Origin of the sequence: Fontibacillus panacisegetis (genome assembly GCF_900102215.1) — a bacterium.
Taxonomy (GTDB): Bacteria; Bacillota; Bacilli; order Paenibacillales; family Paenibacillaceae; genus Fontibacillus; species Fontibacillus panacisegetis.
In genome coordinates, this window is the sequence record NZ_FNBG01000027.1 from 13,533 (window position 1) to 30,322 (window position 16,790).

21 protein-coding genes and 1 other annotated feature are annotated in these 16,790 nt (G+C 44.7%); of the genes, 20 read left to right on the top strand and 1 reads right to left on the bottom strand.

What is annotated here, in order from left to right; translation table 11 throughout:
* Positions 1-12 precede the first annotated feature (12 nt).
* Together disA and pssA are read left to right on the top strand one after the other, a co-directional pair.
* Positions 13-1,089, top strand: coding sequence for a DNA integrity scanning diadenylate cyclase DisA (disA, locus tag BLS49_RS18835; RefSeq protein ID WP_091234614.1), 1,077 nt, complete (start codon positions 13-15; stop codon positions 1,087-1,089).
* A gap of 51 nt (positions 1,090-1,140) precedes the next feature.
* Complete coding sequence (gene pssA, locus BLS49_RS18840) at positions 1,141-1,872, top strand: CDP-diacylglycerol--serine O-phosphatidyltransferase (RefSeq protein ID WP_091234409.1); 732 nt, start codon at positions 1,141-1,143, stop codon at positions 1,870-1,872.
* A gap of 83 nt (positions 1,873-1,955) precedes the next feature.
* On the opposite strand, the gene BLS49_RS18845 is transcribed toward pssA, so the two are convergent.
* The gene (locus tag BLS49_RS18845; RefSeq protein ID WP_091234411.1) at positions 1,956-2,351 is read right to left on the bottom strand and encodes a nucleoside triphosphate pyrophosphohydrolase family protein; all 396 of its coding nucleotides are present in this window, start codon (positions 2,349-2,351) and stop codon (positions 1,956-1,958) included.
* 209 nt (positions 2,352-2,560) lie between these two features.
* Here BLS49_RS18845 and BLS49_RS18850 point away from each other — a divergent pair, with 209 nt between their 5' ends.
* The 18 genes from BLS49_RS18850 (at position 2,561) to BLS49_RS18935 (ending at position 16,624) form a co-directional block, all read left to right on the top strand.
* On the top strand, positions 2,561-3,652 hold the full coding sequence (locus BLS49_RS18850) for a PIN/TRAM domain-containing protein (RefSeq protein ID WP_091234617.1): 1,092 nt from the start codon (positions 2,561-2,563) through the stop codon (positions 3,650-3,652).
* A 95-nt stretch (positions 3,653-3,747) separates the two neighbouring features.
* Complete coding sequence (ispD, locus tag BLS49_RS18855) at positions 3,748-4,455, top strand: 2-C-methyl-D-erythritol 4-phosphate cytidylyltransferase (RefSeq protein WP_091234414.1); 708 nt, start codon at positions 3,748-3,750, stop codon at positions 4,453-4,455.
* 15 nt (positions 4,456-4,470) lie between these two features.
* Positions 4,471-4,956, top strand: a complete 486-nt coding sequence (gene ispF, locus BLS49_RS18860; RefSeq protein WP_091234417.1) for a 2-C-methyl-D-erythritol 2,4-cyclodiphosphate synthase — start codon at positions 4,471-4,473, stop codon at positions 4,954-4,956.
* A 50-nt stretch (positions 4,957-5,006) separates the two neighbouring features.
* Positions 5,007-6,461, top strand: coding sequence for a glutamate--tRNA ligase (gltX, locus tag BLS49_RS18865; protein ID WP_091234421.1), 1,455 nt, complete (start codon positions 5,007-5,009; stop codon positions 6,459-6,461).
* A gap of 426 nt (positions 6,462-6,887) precedes the next feature.
* A complete protein-coding gene (cysE, locus tag BLS49_RS18870; protein WP_091234424.1) occupies positions 6,888-7,523 on the top strand; it encodes a serine O-acetyltransferase in 636 nt (211 codons plus the stop codon).
* A 43-nt stretch (positions 7,524-7,566) separates the two neighbouring features.
* Positions 7,567-8,985 carry a cysteine--tRNA ligase gene (cysS, locus tag BLS49_RS18875; protein WP_091234427.1) on the top strand — a complete coding sequence of 473 codons (1,419 nt, stop codon included), beginning with the start codon at positions 7,567-7,569 and terminating at the stop codon, positions 8,983-8,985.
* Positions 8,982-9,530, top strand: a complete 549-nt coding sequence (locus BLS49_RS18880; RefSeq protein ID WP_281243749.1) for a Mini-ribonuclease 3 — start codon at positions 8,982-8,984, stop codon at positions 9,528-9,530. Before cysS ends, BLS49_RS18880 begins: the two co-directional genes overlap by 4 nt.
* A 54-nt stretch (positions 9,531-9,584) precedes the next feature.
* Complete coding sequence (rlmB, locus tag BLS49_RS18885; protein WP_091234434.1) at positions 9,585-10,337, top strand: 23S rRNA (guanosine(2251)-2'-O)-methyltransferase RlmB; 753 nt, start codon at positions 9,585-9,587, stop codon at positions 10,335-10,337.
* A gap of 5 nt (positions 10,338-10,342) precedes the next feature.
* A complete protein-coding gene (locus BLS49_RS18890) occupies positions 10,343-10,864 on the top strand; it encodes an NYN domain-containing protein (protein ID WP_091234437.1) in 522 nt (173 codons plus the stop codon).
* 160 nt (positions 10,865-11,024) lie between these two features.
* Positions 11,025-11,675, top strand: a complete 651-nt coding sequence (sigH, locus tag BLS49_RS18895) for an RNA polymerase sporulation sigma factor SigH (RefSeq protein WP_091234440.1) — start codon at positions 11,025-11,027, stop codon at positions 11,673-11,675.
* Between the two features lie 431 nt (positions 11,676-12,106).
* The gene (gene rpmG, locus BLS49_RS18900) at positions 12,107-12,256 is read left to right on the top strand and encodes a 50S ribosomal protein L33 (protein WP_071784256.1); all 150 of its coding nucleotides are present in this window, start codon (positions 12,107-12,109) and stop codon (positions 12,254-12,256) included.
* Positions 12,257-12,277: 21 nt separating this feature from the next.
* Positions 12,278-12,469 carry a preprotein translocase subunit SecE gene (gene secE / locus BLS49_RS18905; RefSeq protein ID WP_091234443.1) on the top strand — a complete coding sequence of 64 codons (192 nt, stop codon included), beginning with the start codon at positions 12,278-12,280 and terminating at the stop codon, positions 12,467-12,469.
* Between the two features lie 23 nt (positions 12,470-12,492).
* Complete coding sequence (gene nusG / locus BLS49_RS18910) at positions 12,493-13,026, top strand: transcription termination/antitermination protein NusG (RefSeq protein WP_091234446.1); 534 nt, start codon at positions 12,493-12,495, stop codon at positions 13,024-13,026.
* Between the two features lie 71 nt (positions 13,027-13,097).
* On the top strand, positions 13,098-13,523 hold the full coding sequence (rplK, locus tag BLS49_RS18915) for a 50S ribosomal protein L11 (protein ID WP_016310704.1): 426 nt from the start codon (positions 13,098-13,100) through the stop codon (positions 13,521-13,523).
* A 153-nt stretch (positions 13,524-13,676) separates the two neighbouring features.
* Positions 13,677-14,369, top strand: coding sequence for a 50S ribosomal protein L1 (gene rplA, locus BLS49_RS18920; protein WP_091234449.1), 693 nt, complete (start codon positions 13,677-13,679; stop codon positions 14,367-14,369).
* Positions 14,370-14,450: 81 nt separating this feature from the next.
* Positions 14,451-14,599, top strand: a sequence feature (ribosomal protein L10 leader region).
* A gap of 164 nt (positions 14,600-14,763) precedes the next feature.
* Entirely contained in the window at positions 14,764-15,273 is a 510-nt protein-coding gene (gene rplJ / locus BLS49_RS18925) for a 50S ribosomal protein L10 (RefSeq protein ID WP_091234452.1), read from the top strand.
* 63 nt (positions 15,274-15,336) lie between these two features.
* Entirely contained in the window at positions 15,337-15,702 is a 366-nt protein-coding gene (gene rplL / locus BLS49_RS18930) for a 50S ribosomal protein L7/L12 (RefSeq protein ID WP_091234455.1), read from the top strand.
* A gap of 322 nt (positions 15,703-16,024) precedes the next feature.
* Entirely contained in the window at positions 16,025-16,624 is a 600-nt protein-coding gene (locus BLS49_RS18935) for a class I SAM-dependent methyltransferase (protein WP_091234458.1), read from the top strand.
* Positions 16,625-16,790 lie beyond the last annotated feature (166 nt).

Sequence of the window (16,790 nt, forward strand, 5' to 3'; positions counted from 1 at the left end):
GGGCACTAAATGATGAAGGAAACTACCCAAGCGGAAAAAATGAATGATTTGCTTAAGTTAGTTGCGCCGGGGACTGCTTTTCGTGATGGTTTAGAAAATGTGCTTCGGGCGAAAACCGGTGGATTGATCGTAGTGGGTTACAGCCCTGAGGTAATGGAAGTCGTAGAGGGCGGTTTTTCCATTAATTGCGACTTTTCACCAAACTATTTATATGAGCTTGCCAAAATGGACGGCGGCATCATTTTAAGCGAGGATTTGAAGCGGATATTGTATGCGAACACGCAGCTAATACCGGATTCCTCAATCACGTCTTCTGAGACTGGAATTCGCCACCGGACAGCGGAGCGTGTTGCCAAGCAGACGGGCAAGCTTGTTGTGTCAATATCTCAGCGCCGCAACATTATCACGTTGTATCAAGGTGGACTCAGATACGCTCTCAAGGAAATAGGTGTAATTCTCACCAAGGCGAATCAAGCGATTCAGACGCTCGAGAAGTATAGGTCCGTTCTGAATCAAGCCTTGACGAATTTGACTGCTTCAGAATTTGAAGAGCTCGTTACAATTCCTGAAGTAATCAACGTTATGCAGCGGGTCGAAATGGTTATTCGGATTAAGATGGAGATCAAGCGGTTCATCAATGAACTGGGTACAGAGGGACGTCTGATCAGCATGCAGATGGAAGAGCTCGTCAGCAACATGGAGGAAGAGGCATGGCTACTGTATAAGGACTATGCCAAGGATGACGATGATGAAGCGATCAGAGAAATTATTCTCGGACTCAAACGTTCTAGTGATGACGAGCTGCTGGATGACAATCATCTTACTAAGCTGCTTGGTTATCCAACCTCTGCTGCAACGTCTGAGGAATTGATAGCACCAAGGGGTTACCGGGTATTGAATAAAATACCTCGTCTGCCTAACGTAATTATTCATAATCTTGTTGAACGATTCCACCAGCTTCCCAATGTATTGATGGCATCAATTGAAGAGTTAGATGAGGTTGACGGTATTGGAGAGGTGCGTGCCCGTGCGATTAAAGAAGGATTAAAACGTCTTCAAGAGCAAGTGTTCATTGACAGACAAATATAATTCTCCTAAAATCAGAGGGTAATGTAAGGAATAACTATTAGAGGTGAAAAGATGATTACTAAATCAATTCCAAACATGTTTACCTTAGGTAACTTGTTTTTAGGAATGTTAGCTATTATGCTGACTTTTGACGGCAGATATAGTCTGGCTGCGATTATGGTTATAGTAGCTATGCTGCTCGATGGCCTTGATGGGCGTGTTGCCAGAGCTCTTAACGCTCAAAGTGATTTTGGCAAAGAACTCGATTCATTATCTGATATTATATCTTTTGGAATTGCTCCTGCACTCATTATGTATACATTATCCCTGCACTTGATTCCACAGCCAGGCGTTGCCTGGATCATTACAGCGATTTTTCCGATGTGTGGTGCTTTGAGACTTGCCAGATTCAATGTGCAAAAGGGGATACCGGGTTATTTTATCGGATTGCCTATACCTGCTGCGGGCGGTGTTCTTGCGACAATTGCTCTGTTTCATAAAACTATAACGACACCGTATTTTATTGTCTCGATCTTATTGTTATCTTATCTCATGGTCAGTAGCGTAAAATATCCAAACTTTAAGAAGATAGGACTGCCAAGACAGGCAGTTGCTGTTGCTCCTTTCGTTGTTATTTTGGCTGTCATTATTGCCGTCATTTTTCCGGAGGAGCTTTCCAAGCTGATTTTTGTACCGCTAGTTATTTATGCCGGTTACGGACTAAGACAGAACGTAAGAAGGCTCCTGCGTCGCAAACGTCGTGAGGAGGAAGAATCGGAAGAGCTTTACAGACCGAAACGTTAAATCAAAAAGGCATCGTTCCTTCCATCAGGGAAAGGAATGATGCCTTTTTATTAATCTTATAAATGCTTGCGAATGCGACGAATCTAAGACATATTGAACAATCCAAGCGTTGAGCATTTCTGTGATTCAAGCTCGACAACTTCATCCATATCGATGCCTACCAGATTACAAAGCGCGGACATATAAAATAAGTTACGCCCTAGTTCATTGGTGATGGCGTCTCGACAATTCTCACATAATTCGCCCTGGACATGCTTATGGATTGTTTCTTGGGCTTGCTCTAAATTCATACCTGGCTTAAAGTCTTGTTTGGTGGCGTGCAGCTCAATACAACCGCACTCCGTGACGGCTTTGGTCACACTACGGACAGCAGCGGCATTGGTTTGTCCCAACTTGGACATGACATCAAGCAGGCTGCGGTGACGGAGCAACAACTCAGAAACTTGTTCTTGAAAAGATTGAAGACTTGGTGCGCTCATTATCCATCCACCTCAATATTATGAATTGAGTCCATTATATGCCACATTTTCCCCACTAATCAACCTATAATCCAGCTAAGCTGCGACTCTTACACGATTTGTTCGGTATATATCACTTGAAAAAAAGTTCCTCTTCCCTACGATTATGCAGTAAAAAAATGGATCATACTGGATAAAGAAGATACTATTAGGAGGTGGAGAGAGGCATGTTGTTAAAAAAAAGTTTGCTGATGGCTTTCGGACTTGTAGGGGCTTGGTTCGGTTATACGCTTGAAGGAACAGCTCTGCTATTACCGGAGCCGATCGGAACATGGTTTGGAGATATGAATCCAATATTGTCCCATTTGATTATGGCAGTGGCCGGTGCATGTCTGTTCTTGTTATTGTTTTCCCTTGTCGCGGAAGTGGTGGCAGCAAAAATTAAAAAATGGATTTCTAGTTTGACACGAATTCCGATGAATGAAATGGCAGCAGGTGCAGCCGGACTGACTGCAGGACTTCTACTTTCTCTAATGCTCTATCCCGTATTGTCCTGGTTTGGATCTCTTGAGGAACTGGCAAGATTAGCTCTATCAGGCTTGCTCGGTTATATTGGACTGTATGTTGGACTTGAGAAGAAGGAAGAGCTATCATCGTTATGGAAATCGGGATCATGGAAAAATGGGGCCGGTATTGAAGAAGAACGGAAACTGGAAGAGCACAAAATATTGGATACCAGCGTAATCATTGATGGTCGCATCGCTGATATTTGCAAAACGGGATTTATTGAAGGGACTATCGTCATCCCGGAATTTGTCCTTGAGGAGCTGCAGCATATTGCAGATTCTTCAGATTTGCTCAAACGCAATCGCGGACGGCGTGGGCTTGATATTTTGAACAAGATTCAGAAAGAATTGGATGTCAATGTAATGATTTATGAGGGTGATTTCGAAGAAATATCTGAAGTGGATAGTAAGCTTGTCAAGCTGGCCAAGGTGCTGCAAGGCAAGGTGGTAACGAATGATTTTAACTTGAATAAAGTTTGCGAGCTTCAGCGAGTGTCTGTCCTTAACATCAACGATTTGGCTAATGCAGTTAAACCGGTTGTATTGCCAGGTGAGGAGATCATGGTTCAGGTCATCAAGGACGGCAAGGAGCATGGTCAAGGAGTTGCATATTTGGATGATGGTACTATGATAGTAGTAGAGGGTGGACGTGACTTTATAGGCAGCATTACTGAGGTGCTTGTAACAAGCGTTCTGCAGACCTCGGCGGGTCGTATGATTTTTGCCAAACCAAAACTGTTGGAAAAAGCCCAGTAAATTCGGTATGATGGAAGTAATGCGCAAAGCCCTGGGCTAATATTTTGCTGATAGGCGCTATCGCATAATTTCGGGCAGGGTGAGGCAAGGAGTACATGGTAACTGTAAATGAAGCAGGTCCAGCAATAGGGGTTATCGTGGTGGCTGCCGGTCGTGGTACGCGAATGGGTACAAAAGAGAGCAAACAGTATCTTAAGCTTCAGGACAAGCCGATCGTCATTCATACACTGGAAGTGTTTGAACGTCATCCATTAATAAGTGAAATCGTGCTGGTAACCGGAGAGCAGGACGTTGATCGTTGTGCTGTCTGGGTCGGGGAATATGGCATTACCAAGTGCGTAAAAGTTATACCGGGCGGCGCTGAGCGTCAGCATTCAGTACATCGGGGGCTGCTTCATATCAGCACACCTTGGATACTGGTGCATGATGGCGTTCGCCCTTTTGTCACGGAGTCTCAGGTAACGTCCTGTTATGAGGCGGCTGTAAAGCACGGTGCATCTATTTTGGCTGTGCCAGTTAAAGATACCGTGAAGCAAGTAGACGGAGAAGGATGGGTTACAGCCACTCCGGACCGTCGCAGCTTGTGGGCGATACAGACCCCGCAGGCTTTTCGGCGTTCTGATCTGCTTATGGCTCATGAGCAGGCAGAACAAGAGGGCTTTATCGGGACGGATGACTCAATGCTGGTTGAACGTCTCGGTGTTCCTGTGCTGGTGGTAGAAGGCAGTTATAGTAACATTAAAATCACCACGCCGGAAGATCTGGATTATGCGGAATGGATTCGTAAGAAGAAGGAACTTTAGGGGAGAGAACATGTTATGATAGCTGTTGGTCAAGGTTTTGATGTTCATCAACTGGTAAAAGGAAGGCCGTGTATTATTGGCGGAGTTACGATACCCCATGAGAAGGGGCTGCTAGGACATTCCGATGCTGACGTATTGCTCCATACGATTAGTGACGCTATTTTGGGAGCATTAGCATTGGGGGATATCGGCCGTCACTTCCCGGATACAGACCCAGCGTTTAAGGATGCAGACAGCCTTGTTTTGTTGAAGCGTGTATGGGAAATGGCTAAAGAACGTGGTTATCGTCTTGGCAACCTGGATGCTACGATCATTGCCCAGAAGCCTAAAATGGCTCCATATATTCCGCAAATGGTAGAGGTGATCGCCAGCGCTCTCGAGGCACAGCCAGAACGAGTAAATGTGAAGGCTACAACAACGGAGCAGCTTGGTTTTACTGGGCGGGGCGAGGGTATCGCTGCACAATGTATTGTGTGTCTGGTCAAGGATATGCTTCGGTAGAAATACAAGAAATCTATAGTATGATTCATTATTAACAGGAGGGGATTGTTATGACGGAGGTTCGCGTGCGTTATGCGCCGAGTCCAACGGGACATTTACATATTGGTAATGCTAGAACGGCGCTGTTTAACTATTTGTTTGCAAGACATCACGGCGGGAAATTTATCATTCGGATTGAGGATACTGATGTAAAACGTAATGTTGAAGGCGGAGAGGAAAATCAGTTGACTTATCTCAAATGGCTTGGAATAGATTGGGATGAGAGCATTGATGTAGGCGGCGAATACGGTCCATATCGTCAGACAGAGCGCCTTGATATTTATCGTAAATATTGGCAGGATCTGCTGGATCGTGGTCTGGCGTACCGCTGCTATTGTACGGAAGAAGAGCTTGAGCAGGAGCGCGAGGAGCAAACTGCACGCGGTGAAATGCCTCGTTATTCCGGCAAGCATCGGGACCTGACGCCGGAACAGTGTGCTGCATTTGAAGCAGAAGGTCGTGTTCCAAGTATTCGATTCAGAGTACCGGAAGGTCGTACCTTTACGTTTGATGATCTTGTAAAAGGTCCGATTTCTTTTGAATCCGATGTGAGCGGCGACTTTGTTATCGTCAAAAAAGACGGCATTCCGACTTACAACTTTGCAGTTGTGCTAGATGACTATCTTATGAAAATCACACATGTACTTCGCGGAGAGGATCATGTATCCAATACACCGCGTCAGCTTATGATTTATGATGCTTTTGGCTGGGAGCCTCCCCGGTTTGGTCACATGACGCTGATTGTTGGCGATAACCATAAAAAGCTTAGTAAACGCGATGAATCAGTCATCCAGTTCATTGAACAGTATGACTCGCTTGGTTATTTGCCTGAGGCACTGTTTAACTTTATTTCCTTGCTCGGCTGGTCTCCTGAGGGTGAAGAAGAGATTTTCACTAAGGAAGAGCTGATCTCCATTTTTGATGCGAATCGTTTGTCGCGGAGTCCTGCGGTATTTGATAAGCAAAAACTGGCTCACTTGAATAATCATTATATTAAGAACGCTGATCCTGATCGAATTGCTGCGCTTGCGATTCCTCATCTTCAGAAGGCTTCCCGCCTGCCAGAGAATTTGACGTCGGAGCAGGAAGCATGGGCTAAATCGCTGGTTGCTCTGTATCAGGAGCAAATGGCATCAGCATCGGATATCGTTGAGCTATCCGAGATGTTCTTCCGTGCCGATTTGAATTTGGAGGAAGAAGGAGCCGTTGTTCTGGCTGAGGAGCAAGTAAACACTGTGCTGAGCGCCTTTCTTGGTAAAATAGAGGAGCTCACGGAATACACTCCAGAGAATATTGCTGCTCGTATCAAGGAAGTTCAAAAGGAGACGGGGGTTAAAGGCAAGGGATTGTTTATGCCTATTCGTGTTGCTCTGACAGGTCAAACCCACGGCCGTGATTTGAATCAGACGATCTACTTGCTGGGGAAGGATCGCACAATCGAACGTCTTAAGGTGCAAATAAAGTAAATAAAAATCGTATTGTCAGTTTCATATTATTTCAGGTAATATATAGACAATATTGTTAGTTTATCGGCATTGATCGGGAGAAGTACGTAGTAGATGTATCGCTCAGAGAGGATAATATGGGGTGTTTTGTCATTCCAGGCTGAAAGTTATCCCGATACACACGCGGAAATGCACCCGGGAGCTGTAGAATCGAGCGTGTTATATAGAGACACACAGGTAGATTCTTCCGTCTGATCCGCGTTAAGGATACCATGAGGGATCATGCATCATGTCCAATAGAGCTTTGTAGTGAGTGAGCAGTTGGGACAGACTATGATCCAAAGCAGAGTGGGACCGCGCACAAGGCGTCTCTGCAGCGAAAGCTGCAGGGACGCCTTTTTTTGCATGGGGAGACCGGTAAACCGGATTAGAAAAGAGGGGGACATTATGTTCAAGAGAATGAAGTCGGATATCCAGACGGTATTTGAAAATGACCCTGCTGCGAGAAGTAAATTTGAGGTAATTTTTACTTATTCCGGCTTGCATGCGATTTGGAACCATCGGATCGCCCATGCTTTTTATCGGCGGGGATGGTTCACACTTGCTCGAATTGTATCCCAGAGCAGCCGTTTCTTTACTGGTATTGAAATTCATCCGGGCGCGCGAATCGGAAATAGACTCTTTATTGATCATGGTATGGGGGTCGTGATCGGGGAAACTTGCGAAATTGGGGATGATGTGGTTATCTATCAGGGAGTGACCCTTGGGGGAAGCGGTAAGGAAAAGGGGAAACGTCATCCGACGATTGGCAACAATGTCGTGATTGGTTCAGGTGCAAAAATATTAGGCTCATTTAAAATTGGAGATCAATCCAATATCGGTGCAAATTCGGTTGTTCTTAAGGAAGTTCCTGCAGGCAGTACTGTCGTAGGTATCCCTGGCAAGGTCGTTCGTCAGGCTGGCAAACGTCTGGATCGACTAAATCATCAGCTTCCGGATCCGGTTGTAGATGCTATGGGCGGACTTCAGCAGCAGATTGAGCAATTACAAAATGAAATTAAGGATCTAAAGAAACATCAATAGGTGAACCTCGAACCTCTTAATATTTAATGAAAGGACAGGGAATATGCCACTGCAAATTTATAATACGTTAACCCGATCAAAGGAGACTTTTGTGAGTCAGGAGCCGGGAAAAGCGAAAGTTTATGTATGCGGACCAACCGTATACGGATATGTTCATATCGGGAATGCGCGTCCAATGATCTTTTTTGATGTGGTACGCAGTTATTTGGAGAATCAAGGCTACGATGTGAACTATGTAGTGAATTTTACAGATGTGGACGACAAATTGATCCGCAAGTCTGAAGAAATGGGATTAACTGTGCCCGAGGTGGCCAGCATGTTTATTGATGCGTACAACGAGGATCTAAACGGACTTGGCATCTCGAGAGCTACTGCGAATCCTAGAGTTACTGACAATATGGATGTGATTATTGAGTTCATTTCCGAACTGGAGCGTAAGGGTTTTGCCTATGAGAATGGAGGCGATGTTTTTTATCGTACGAATAAGTTTGAAGATTACGGTAAGCTTTCTGGACAAAATATCGAGGAGCTGCAGTTTGGTATTCGGATCGATGTAGATGAACGTAAAGAAAATCCTGAGGATTTTGTGCTTTGGAAAGGCGCTAAGCCTGGGGAAATCCATTGGAACAGTCCATGGGGCGAGGGTCGCCCTGGATGGCATATTGAATGCTCCGCAATGTCTCGTCATTTGCTTGGCGATACGATTGATATTCATGGCGGCGGACAGGACTTGAAGTTCCCTCATCATGAGTGTGAAGTTGCACAATCGGAAGCTGTTACAGGGAAATCTTTGGCTAACTATTGGATGCATAATGGATATATTAATATCGATGGAGAGAAAATGTCGAAATCTCTGGGGAATGGCATCCTTGTTAAGGATTTACGTTCCCGTTACAAACGTGAGGCGTTGCGTTATTTTATGCTGTCGACACATTATCGCAATCCGCTGAATTTTTCGGATGACACGATGGATCAAGCAGAGCGGAGTGTAGAGCGCATTTCCAATGCGGTGAACAATTTGCGTTATCGACTGCAGGAAGGGGAAGGAGCTTCCAACGGCGGTGATCAAGTTAATGTAACTCCTGAATGGAATGAAAAGCTCCAGCACATTAAAGCAACATTCCATGCCAAAATGCAGGATGATTTCAATACGCCTGATGCCATTACAGCGATTTTTGAATGGGTGAGTGAAGTAAATGGTCTTCTCCAGCGTACGGATGTCTCACACTCCGATTTGGAGGCTGCTGAGAAATTGTTTGCAGAAATGAATGGCGTATTGCGTATTGCGGCTGAAGCGGAAACCGAGCTGTTGGATCATGATATCGAAGCGTTGATTCAGGAGCGTGTGGATGCTCGTAAAGCAAAAAACTGGGCCAGAGCTGATGAAATCCGTGATCAACTGGATGCAGAGGGGATTTTGCTGGAAGATACACCACAAGGTATGAGATGGCGGCGCAAATGATGGGGCCGAAGTCAGATGAACTTAAACCAAGAGGTGGCGGAGCTGCCGAAGAGAACGGATTAGCTGATGATAAAGTCCAAGGTGATATTCAAACTAGCTGGAGTGCGGGAGCTGTTCCTGCACCCCAGCCTCTCTGGTTCCCTGAAGCGCCTTCCAAACCAGCACGCTTATTGCCCCCGCTGGCTCTGGCATATATCGGAGATGCTATCTTTGAAGTAGCTGTACGTCAGCATGTAATGGCACGGCCTAACTTGAGACCGCATCATTTGCATGGTCAATCGACAAAATACGTCTCCGCTAAAGCTCAGGCAAGGCTGCTTGCGCTCCTTGAACCAAGATTGACAGAGGATGAGAAGGATATCGTCAGACAGGGACGTAATGCCAAATCAGGTACAGTTCCCAAAAATGCGGACGTACTTGATTATCGACATGCTACCGCGTTTGAGAGCCTGATCGGCTATCTGTACTATAAAGGAACGCATGAACGGCTCCGGGAGCTTATCGCCAGTGGATTTGAAATGCTGGAAGAAGAGAGTAGCAAGTAAGTTAGACATCAATAAAAGGCACAATTAATATTGAGTCTCCACAGGAGGATACACATGGAAGATCAAGAATGGATCGCCGGGAAACACTCGTTGCTTGAAGCGCTTCGGGCCGGACGTACAATTAATAAAATATGGGTGGCTGAAGGTGCTCAAAAGCATTTGACTCAACCTATTTTGGCAGAAGCTAAAAATCGGGGTATCATTGTGCAATTTGTAGACAAGCGAAAGCTGGATCAAATGGCACCAGGTATGCAGCATCAAGGAGTTGTAGCTCAAGCTGCGCCTTATGCTTATGTTGAAGTTGAAGATTTATTGGCTAAGGCAGCCGAACAGGGGGAGCCTCCGTTTTTGCTAATTTTGGATGAAATTGAAGACCCTCATAATTTGGGCTCTATTTTACGTACTGCTGAGTGTACTGGGGTCCACGGTGTTATTATTCCGAAACGACGTTCTGCTGCGGTCACTGCAACTGTATCCAAAACCTCTGCGGGCGCTGTAGAATACGTCCCTGTTGCCAGAGTGACCAATTTGGTTCAGACTATCGAACAACTGAAGCAGTCTGGAGTTTGGGTAGTTGGTACAGATGTTGAAGCTAAGGAAGAGATGTATCAGGGCGGTAATATTTTTACGGGATCTGTTGCTATTGTGATCGGGAATGAGAATAAAGGAATGGGGCGCCTTGTTCGCGAAACCTGCGACGTCCTCTTGAAGCTTCCGATGAATGGGCGATTGAATTCATTGAATGCTTCTGTTGCTGCGGGTGTCGTTATGTATGAAGTGCTGCGCAGACGCCGCGCCGAGGGATAGGCAAGATGCGCGAAATGCGCGACGTACTGCTGGTAGATGGCTATAATATGATCGGTGGATGGCCGGAGCTCTCAGCTTTGTCGAAAATGGGGCTGCAGGAAGCACGTGATCGTCTGCTGGAGAAATTGGCTGATTATCAGGCTTTTTCAGATAGAAAGGTTATCGTCATATTTGATGCGTATAGAGTCCCTGGACTTGGTAAAGCTTTTGCACAGAACAAAGTTGCCGTTTATTTCACTAAGGAGAAAGAGACGGCCGATGAGTGCATCGAACGACTGGTTGGAGAATATACACATCGTCGCAGGCAAATCTATGTTGCTACTAGCGATATGGTAGAACAGCACGTCATTTTCGGGCAAGGTGCCTTGCGTGTTTCGGCACGTGAGTTACTGACACAGGTTGAGCAGGGTGAGAAAGAGATTCAGAACACAATTGCTGAACGCAGCAGCAGTACTGGACGCAACACAATCGATGCAAAGCTCAGTCCGGAAATGAGAAAGCTGTTCGAACAATGGCGTAGAGAATAGAGCGTTTTCACATAGCTTCCTTCTAAATACTCTTGACAAAGTTCGACTTTACATCTTTTGGTACTTTTTTTATTGACGCTAATATGCACCATCATATATACTGTTCGTATTACTTGACTGAGTGACGGGGCACCGTGCGTTGCGGCCGGAGGGATTAGTTGTGAGTGTCAACCTCGAGACATGGGTAAGGTTTGACTATGAGATCCAGAGTGACGAAGAAATTGTCGAAGCGGTCCGCGAAGGCGACAGCGAGGCACTGGAGTATTTGATTAACAAGTACCGCAGTTTCGTTCGAGCTAAAGCTAGATCTTATTTCCTGATTGGTGCTGATCGCGAAGATATCATCCAAGAAGGGATGATAGGTCTTTATAAATCGATTCGGGACTTCCGGGGGGATAAGCTGGCATCGTTCAAAGCATTCGCCGAGCTGTGCATTACGCGTCAGATTATTACGGCGATTAAGACAGCGACGAGACAGAAGCATATACCGCTTAACTCTTATGTATCCTTGGACAAGCCGATATATGATGAAGATTCAGATCGAACGCTGCTCGACGTGATTTGTGGTTCCCAGGTATGTGATCCCGAGGAATTAATTATTAATCAGGAAGAGTTTGTTGGTCTTGAAGATAAGATGTCGGAAATTCTTAGTGATTTGGAGCGAAAAGTTCTAATGTTATATTTGGACGGGCGATCCTATCAGGAAATAGCTGTCGATTTAAACCGTCATGTGAAGTCGATTGATAACGCCCTGCAACGGGTAAAACGTAAATTGGAACGATATTTGGAAGTGCGCGACGGAGGATTCTGATTTGATTGATGTTCTAACGTTAGCATGGTGAATATAGTGATTCTATTGGAGATCGACTACAAGAGTAGTCGTTCTTTTTAGTTTTATTTTGTTAAGAGGATGTTGATGCGGTTTAATAGAAATAAAAGGGTATATCAGATGTGATAGCGAGTGATAAGGTTACTTTTCTGAATTACTAGGTTTATTGTACCGAGCACTGAGTTATACTAAATTTAGATGGCTCATAGGAATAGGGAATCATACTGAAGATTTATCCAATGATTCTCAAATGATTTTTTGAACGTACCAATAATCGAAGATATAAGGTGGATGGCTCGTTGACACGGGTAGGGCCTTATGATAAAGTGTTTTAGGTAGGCCTAAATTCGTTAATGATTTAAGGTCAATTTATGAGACTTCTCACTTGAAGATGTCTTCGGGAGGTGCACATCATGCGGGTAATTATAACGTTGGCTTGTACGAACTGCAAACAAAGAAACTACACGACAACGAAAAACAAGCGTAACCACCCCGACCGCATGGAGATGAAGAAATTTTGCAAGTTTTGTAACGAGCAAGTTCCTCATCGCGAAACCAGATAGTCCTTGGAGGTGTAGTCGCGGATGAAAAAAGGTTTCAAATCGTTGTTCACTTTTTTCTCTGAAAGCTGGGCTGAGCTTAAAAAGGTTCGCTGGCCTAATCGTAAAGAGCTGACTAATTATACGCTGATTGTGCTCGGTACAATTGTAGTTGTCGCGATTTATTTTTGGGTTCTTGATATCGGCATTTCTGCTGTAATCGAAGCGATAATTTAAGAAGGGTCCTTAGGTGGCTTGATATGGAAAAAAGATGGTACGTCGTTCATACCTATTCCGGGTATGAGAACAAAGTCAAAGCCAATTTGGAGAAGCGCGTCGAATCTATGGGCATGGAAGACAAGATATTCCGAGTTCTTGTTCCAATGGAAGAAGAAGTGGTGAACAAAGATGGTAAGAAAAAAACCGTCATGCGTAAAGTTTACCCGGGTTATGTCTTGGTGGAAATGATCCAAACTGATGATTCTTGGTATGTTGTTCGCAACACGCCTGGAGTCACTGGATTTGTCGGCTCTACGGGTTCGGGCTCCAAGCCTACGCCTCTGCTTCCTGAAGAAGTGGAGCAGATATTGCAGCATATGGGCATGGAAGAACCGAAACCGGTTGTTGAGTTCGATTTGAAAGAATCGGTACGCATCAAAGTTGGTCCGTTTGCCAATTTTGTTGGTTCGATCGAAGAAATTTTGATCGAAAAAAGCAAGCTGAAGGTTCACGTCAACATGTTTGGACGAGAAACCCCACTTGAGCTTGATTATAATCAAGTGGAGAAAATATAGGTTTCTTAGGGTTTTACGTGGGAGGGACTAATGGTTCCGTCAACCACTACTAGGGCAAGGAGGTGTCTTACATGGCGAAAAAGGTTATCAAAGTAGTAAAACTGCAAATTCCTGCAGGGAAAGCGAATCCTGCACCTCCGGTAGGTCCGGCGCTCGGTCAAGCAGGTGTCAACATCATGGCATTCTGTAAAGAATTCAACGCTCGTACTGCCGATCAAGCAGGTTTGATCATTCCGGTTGAGATTTCGGTGTTTGAAGACCGTTCATTCACATTCATCACCAAAACTCCTCCAGCAGCCGTTCTGCTTCGTGTAGCTGCGAAGATTGAGAAGGGTTCTGGTGAACCAAACAAGAAGAAAGTTGCTACCGTTAAACGCGACACTGTTCGTCAAATTGCGGAGCAAAAAATGCCTGACCTTAACGCAGCTTCTGTAGAAGCAGCTATGCGTATGGTTGAAGGTACAGCTCGTAGTATGGGCATTACAATCCAAGACTAATTCTTGGAATGTACAAGCAACTAAGTTGCATGACAACTAAGAATAAAGCATGATGAAGCAACTGAAGTTGCTTGGATGGAAATTTGCATCGCGATTCAATTTTCATCCACGGTGGGAGGAATTTCCGCTAATACCACAAAGGAGGACAAATTCATGGCTAAACACGGTAAAAAATACCTTGAAGCTGCTAAGCTGATTGACAGCGAAGCAACATATGAGCCTTCAGAAGCCGTTGATCTGGTGAAAAAGGCAGCGACTGCGAAGTTCGACGAAACCGTTGAAGCAGCTGTTCGTTTGGGTGTAGACCCTCGTAAACAAGACCAAGCCGTTCGTGGTGTAGTTGTCTTGCCGCATGGCACAGGTAAAACACAACGCGTATTGGTATTCGCTAAAGGTGAGAAAGTGAAGGAAGCGGAAGCTGCTGGAGCTGATTACGTTGGCGATCAAGACATGATCAACAAAATCCAACAAGGCTGGTTCGAATTCGATGTCTGCGTAGCAACACCGGATATGATGAGTGAAGTTGGTAAACTCGGCCGTCTGCTCGGTGGTAAAGGTCTTATGCCTAACCCTAAAGCAGGTACAGTTACGTTTGACGTAGCTAAAGCCGTTCAAGAAATCAAAGCGGGTAAAATCGAATACCGTCTTGATAAAGCGGGTCAAATTCATGCGCCAATCGGTAAAGTATCCTTTACTGCTGAACAATTAAATGAGAACCTTAAGGCTCTTATTGACGCATTGAACCGGGCTAAGCCTGCCGCTGCTAAAGGCGTGTATTTGAAAAACATCGCGATTTCTTCGACGATGGGCCCTAGTGCTCGCGTTAATACAGCTGTTTACAGATAATACCGTTCGCTACTAGCGAGAAATGGGATTGACATAAAGAAGATCCCTTGGTAAACTGATTGAGTTGTCTTAATGTGAGGTTGAAATTGAATATGTTTACCGTAGACAGTAGGTGCCTAGTGCTTAATTTCCTACCGAGGTGTTGTGATAGAATGTCAGCATGATGCAGTTCTCTGCAATGTTGAATCGTCAAGCCTTCGTGATTCTACGGAGGCTTTTTTCATGAAATGAAAAAGCCGCGTAATTTTAGCGAAATGCTTCCGAAGTCAGTTTTGTATGGACGTACGAACAGGGAAGTAGCGCTCACAAAACTCAGCGTATGCTTTCGAAGCAAGTTTTGTACGGAGTACAAACAAGGAAGTAACGCTTACAAAACTTATAGGAGGTGTACAGTTTGGCAAACGCAAAAGTAATTCAAGCAAAACAGGAATCTGTTGATGTCGTGACTTCAAAGTTGCGCGAAAGTGTAACGACAGTTGTTGCTGACTATCGTGGACTTAACGTTGCACAAGTTACGGAACTTCGCAAACAGCTTCGTGAAGCTGGTGTAGAATTCCAAGTGCTTAAGAATACGCTCGTTCGTCGTGCTACAGCTGCTGCAGAGCTTACTGAACTGGATGAAGTATTGACTGGTCCTACAGCCATCGCTTTCAGTACAGATGATGCAATTGCTCCAGCTAAAATCCTTAACGATTTTGCTAAGAAGAACGATGCTCTTAAACTGAAAGGTGGCGTGGTTGAAGGCCGTGTAGTTGGCGTCGACCAAATCAAAGCACTCGCAGAACTTCCTTCTCGCGAAGGTCTCCTTTCTATGCTCCTCAGCGTGCTTCAAGCTCCAGTGCGCAACTTCGCACTTGCAGTCAAAGCCGTTGCAGAGAAAGAAGAAGAGGGCGCAAGCGCGTAAGTTTCTTCTGAAACAAGCAGTATAAGCAAATAAAAAATAAATTAATATAATGGAGGTTCTACCATGAGTAAAGAAAGCATTTTGGAAGCAATTAAAAGCATGACTGTTCTTGAATTGAACGATCTTGTTAAAGCAATCGAAGAAGAATTTGGCGTAACTGCAGCAGCTCCAGTAGTTGTAGCAGGTGGTGCAGCAGGCGCTGGCGAAGCAGCTGAACAAACTGAGTTCGACGTAATCTTGACTAACGCTGGTGCATCCAAAATCAACGTTATCAAAGTTGTTCGCGAAATCACTGGTCTTGGCTTGAAAGAAGCAAAAGACTTGGTTGACAATGCTCCAAAACCACTGAAAGAAAAAGTGGGTAAAGAAGAAGCAGATGCTGTTAAAGCTAAATTGGAAGAAGCAGGCGCAACTGTAGAAGTTAAATAATTTCACTTTTGCTCTTATAGCGAACCCCTTGAATTTGATTCAAGGGGTTTTGTTTAAGATGTCAGAAAGTAATAAGCTTCGAAGCTAATGCTTCCTGATATCGCAAGAAAAACTTCCGCTGAACGTGGTCTGTCTTCTTTGAGTGTACGTCGATAGACGTTTTTCTTATAGGTCTTTAGTTTTTGGACCTGGTGCTCGGTTGCTCCCTGATTCAATTAATTTAGCATCTATCTAAAGTTAAAGTCGGATCGCAAAGGAACCCCAGTTCCAAAAACTGCAAAGAATTAAAGATGAAGGTAATTATAACGGAGGTAGCCATAAAATGCCTGATCACTACTATACCAATCGACCAACAACTGCTCATGATCGCAAGGTGTGGGACGCTGTTCTTAGAGGGCAAAGACTTCGCTTTATAAGTGACGCTGGGGTGTTTTCCAAAGGTAACGTAGATTATGGGAGCCGTACCTTAATTGATGCTATGGATTTTTCGGTTGATGCAAATGTGCTGGATGTGGGTTGTGGCTATGGTCCAATCGGACTTGCCGCTGCTCGAATAGCAAGCAAGGGCCATGTTACGATGGTAGATGTAAATAGTCGTGCAGTAGAATTAGCGCGAGAAAATGCGCTTGCTAACGGGATTCATAATGTTACCGTGTTGGAGAGCGATCTGTTCGAGGCTGTAGAAGATAAGGAGTTTGACGTCGTGCTTTCTAATCCGCCGATACGTGCTGGTAAAGAAGTAGTACATGCTATTTTTGAAGGTGCATATGAACGATTATCTTCAGGTGGTGCACTGTGGATAGTAATCCAGAAGAAACAGGGGGCGCCATCAGCTAAACAGAAGCTGGAGTCGTTATTTGCAGAGGTTGAAGAAGTAACGAAAGATAAAGGCTATCGGATTTACAAGGCAACAAAAAAATAGGTTGACTCGACAAAATCATTGTGTTATTATTATAAAATGTCAGTATTAGGATGCCCTCTGTGGCTTTAGTTAACTGAAATGTCAAGCATTTTTAAATGGCGATGTATAAAACTTCGTCGTTTTACGTATAATAAGTACATTTCGGGTAAATCTACTGAATAGAGGG

Bases quoted from the DNA above. Each gene is read 5' to 3' on its own strand.
- disA (WP_091234614.1), top strand. From the start codon at position 13: ATGAAGGAAACTACCCAAGCGGAAAAAATGAATGATTTGCTTAAGTTA.
- pssA (WP_091234409.1), top strand. From the start codon at position 1,141: ATGATTACTAAATCAATTCCAAACATGTTTACCTTAGGTAACTTGTTT.
- BLS49_RS18845 (WP_091234411.1), bottom strand. From the start codon at position 2,351: ATGAGCGCACCAAGTCTTCAATCTTTTCAAGAACAAGTTTCTGAGTTG.
- ispD (WP_091234414.1), top strand. From the start codon at position 3,748: ATGGTAACTGTAAATGAAGCAGGTCCAGCAATAGGGGTTATCGTGGTG.
- ispF (WP_091234417.1), top strand. From the start codon at position 4,471: ATGATAGCTGTTGGTCAAGGTTTTGATGTTCATCAACTGGTAAAAGGA.
- gltX (WP_091234421.1), top strand. From the start codon at position 5,007: ATGACGGAGGTTCGCGTGCGTTATGCGCCGAGTCCAACGGGACATTTA.
- cysE (WP_091234424.1), top strand. From the start codon at position 6,888: ATGTTCAAGAGAATGAAGTCGGATATCCAGACGGTATTTGAAAATGAC.
- cysS (WP_091234427.1), top strand. From the start codon at position 7,567: ATGCCACTGCAAATTTATAATACGTTAACCCGATCAAAGGAGACTTTT.
- BLS49_RS18880 (WP_281243749.1), top strand. From the start codon at position 8,982: ATGATGGGGCCGAAGTCAGATGAACTTAAACCAAGAGGTGGCGGAGCT.
- rlmB (WP_091234434.1), top strand. From the start codon at position 9,585: ATGGAAGATCAAGAATGGATCGCCGGGAAACACTCGTTGCTTGAAGCG.
- BLS49_RS18890 (WP_091234437.1), top strand. From the start codon at position 10,343: ATGCGCGAAATGCGCGACGTACTGCTGGTAGATGGCTATAATATGATC.
- rpmG (WP_071784256.1), top strand. From the start codon at position 12,107: ATGCGGGTAATTATAACGTTGGCTTGTACGAACTGCAAACAAAGAAAC.
- secE (WP_091234443.1), top strand. From the start codon at position 12,278: ATGAAAAAAGGTTTCAAATCGTTGTTCACTTTTTTCTCTGAAAGCTGG.
- nusG (WP_091234446.1), top strand. From the start codon at position 12,493: ATGGAAAAAAGATGGTACGTCGTTCATACCTATTCCGGGTATGAGAAC.
- rplK (WP_016310704.1), top strand. From the start codon at position 13,098: ATGGCGAAAAAGGTTATCAAAGTAGTAAAACTGCAAATTCCTGCAGGG.
- rplA (WP_091234449.1), top strand. From the start codon at position 13,677: ATGGCTAAACACGGTAAAAAATACCTTGAAGCTGCTAAGCTGATTGAC.
- rplL (WP_091234455.1), top strand. From the start codon at position 15,337: ATGAGTAAAGAAAGCATTTTGGAAGCAATTAAAAGCATGACTGTTCTT.
- BLS49_RS18935 (WP_091234458.1), top strand. From the start codon at position 16,025: ATGCCTGATCACTACTATACCAATCGACCAACAACTGCTCATGATCGC.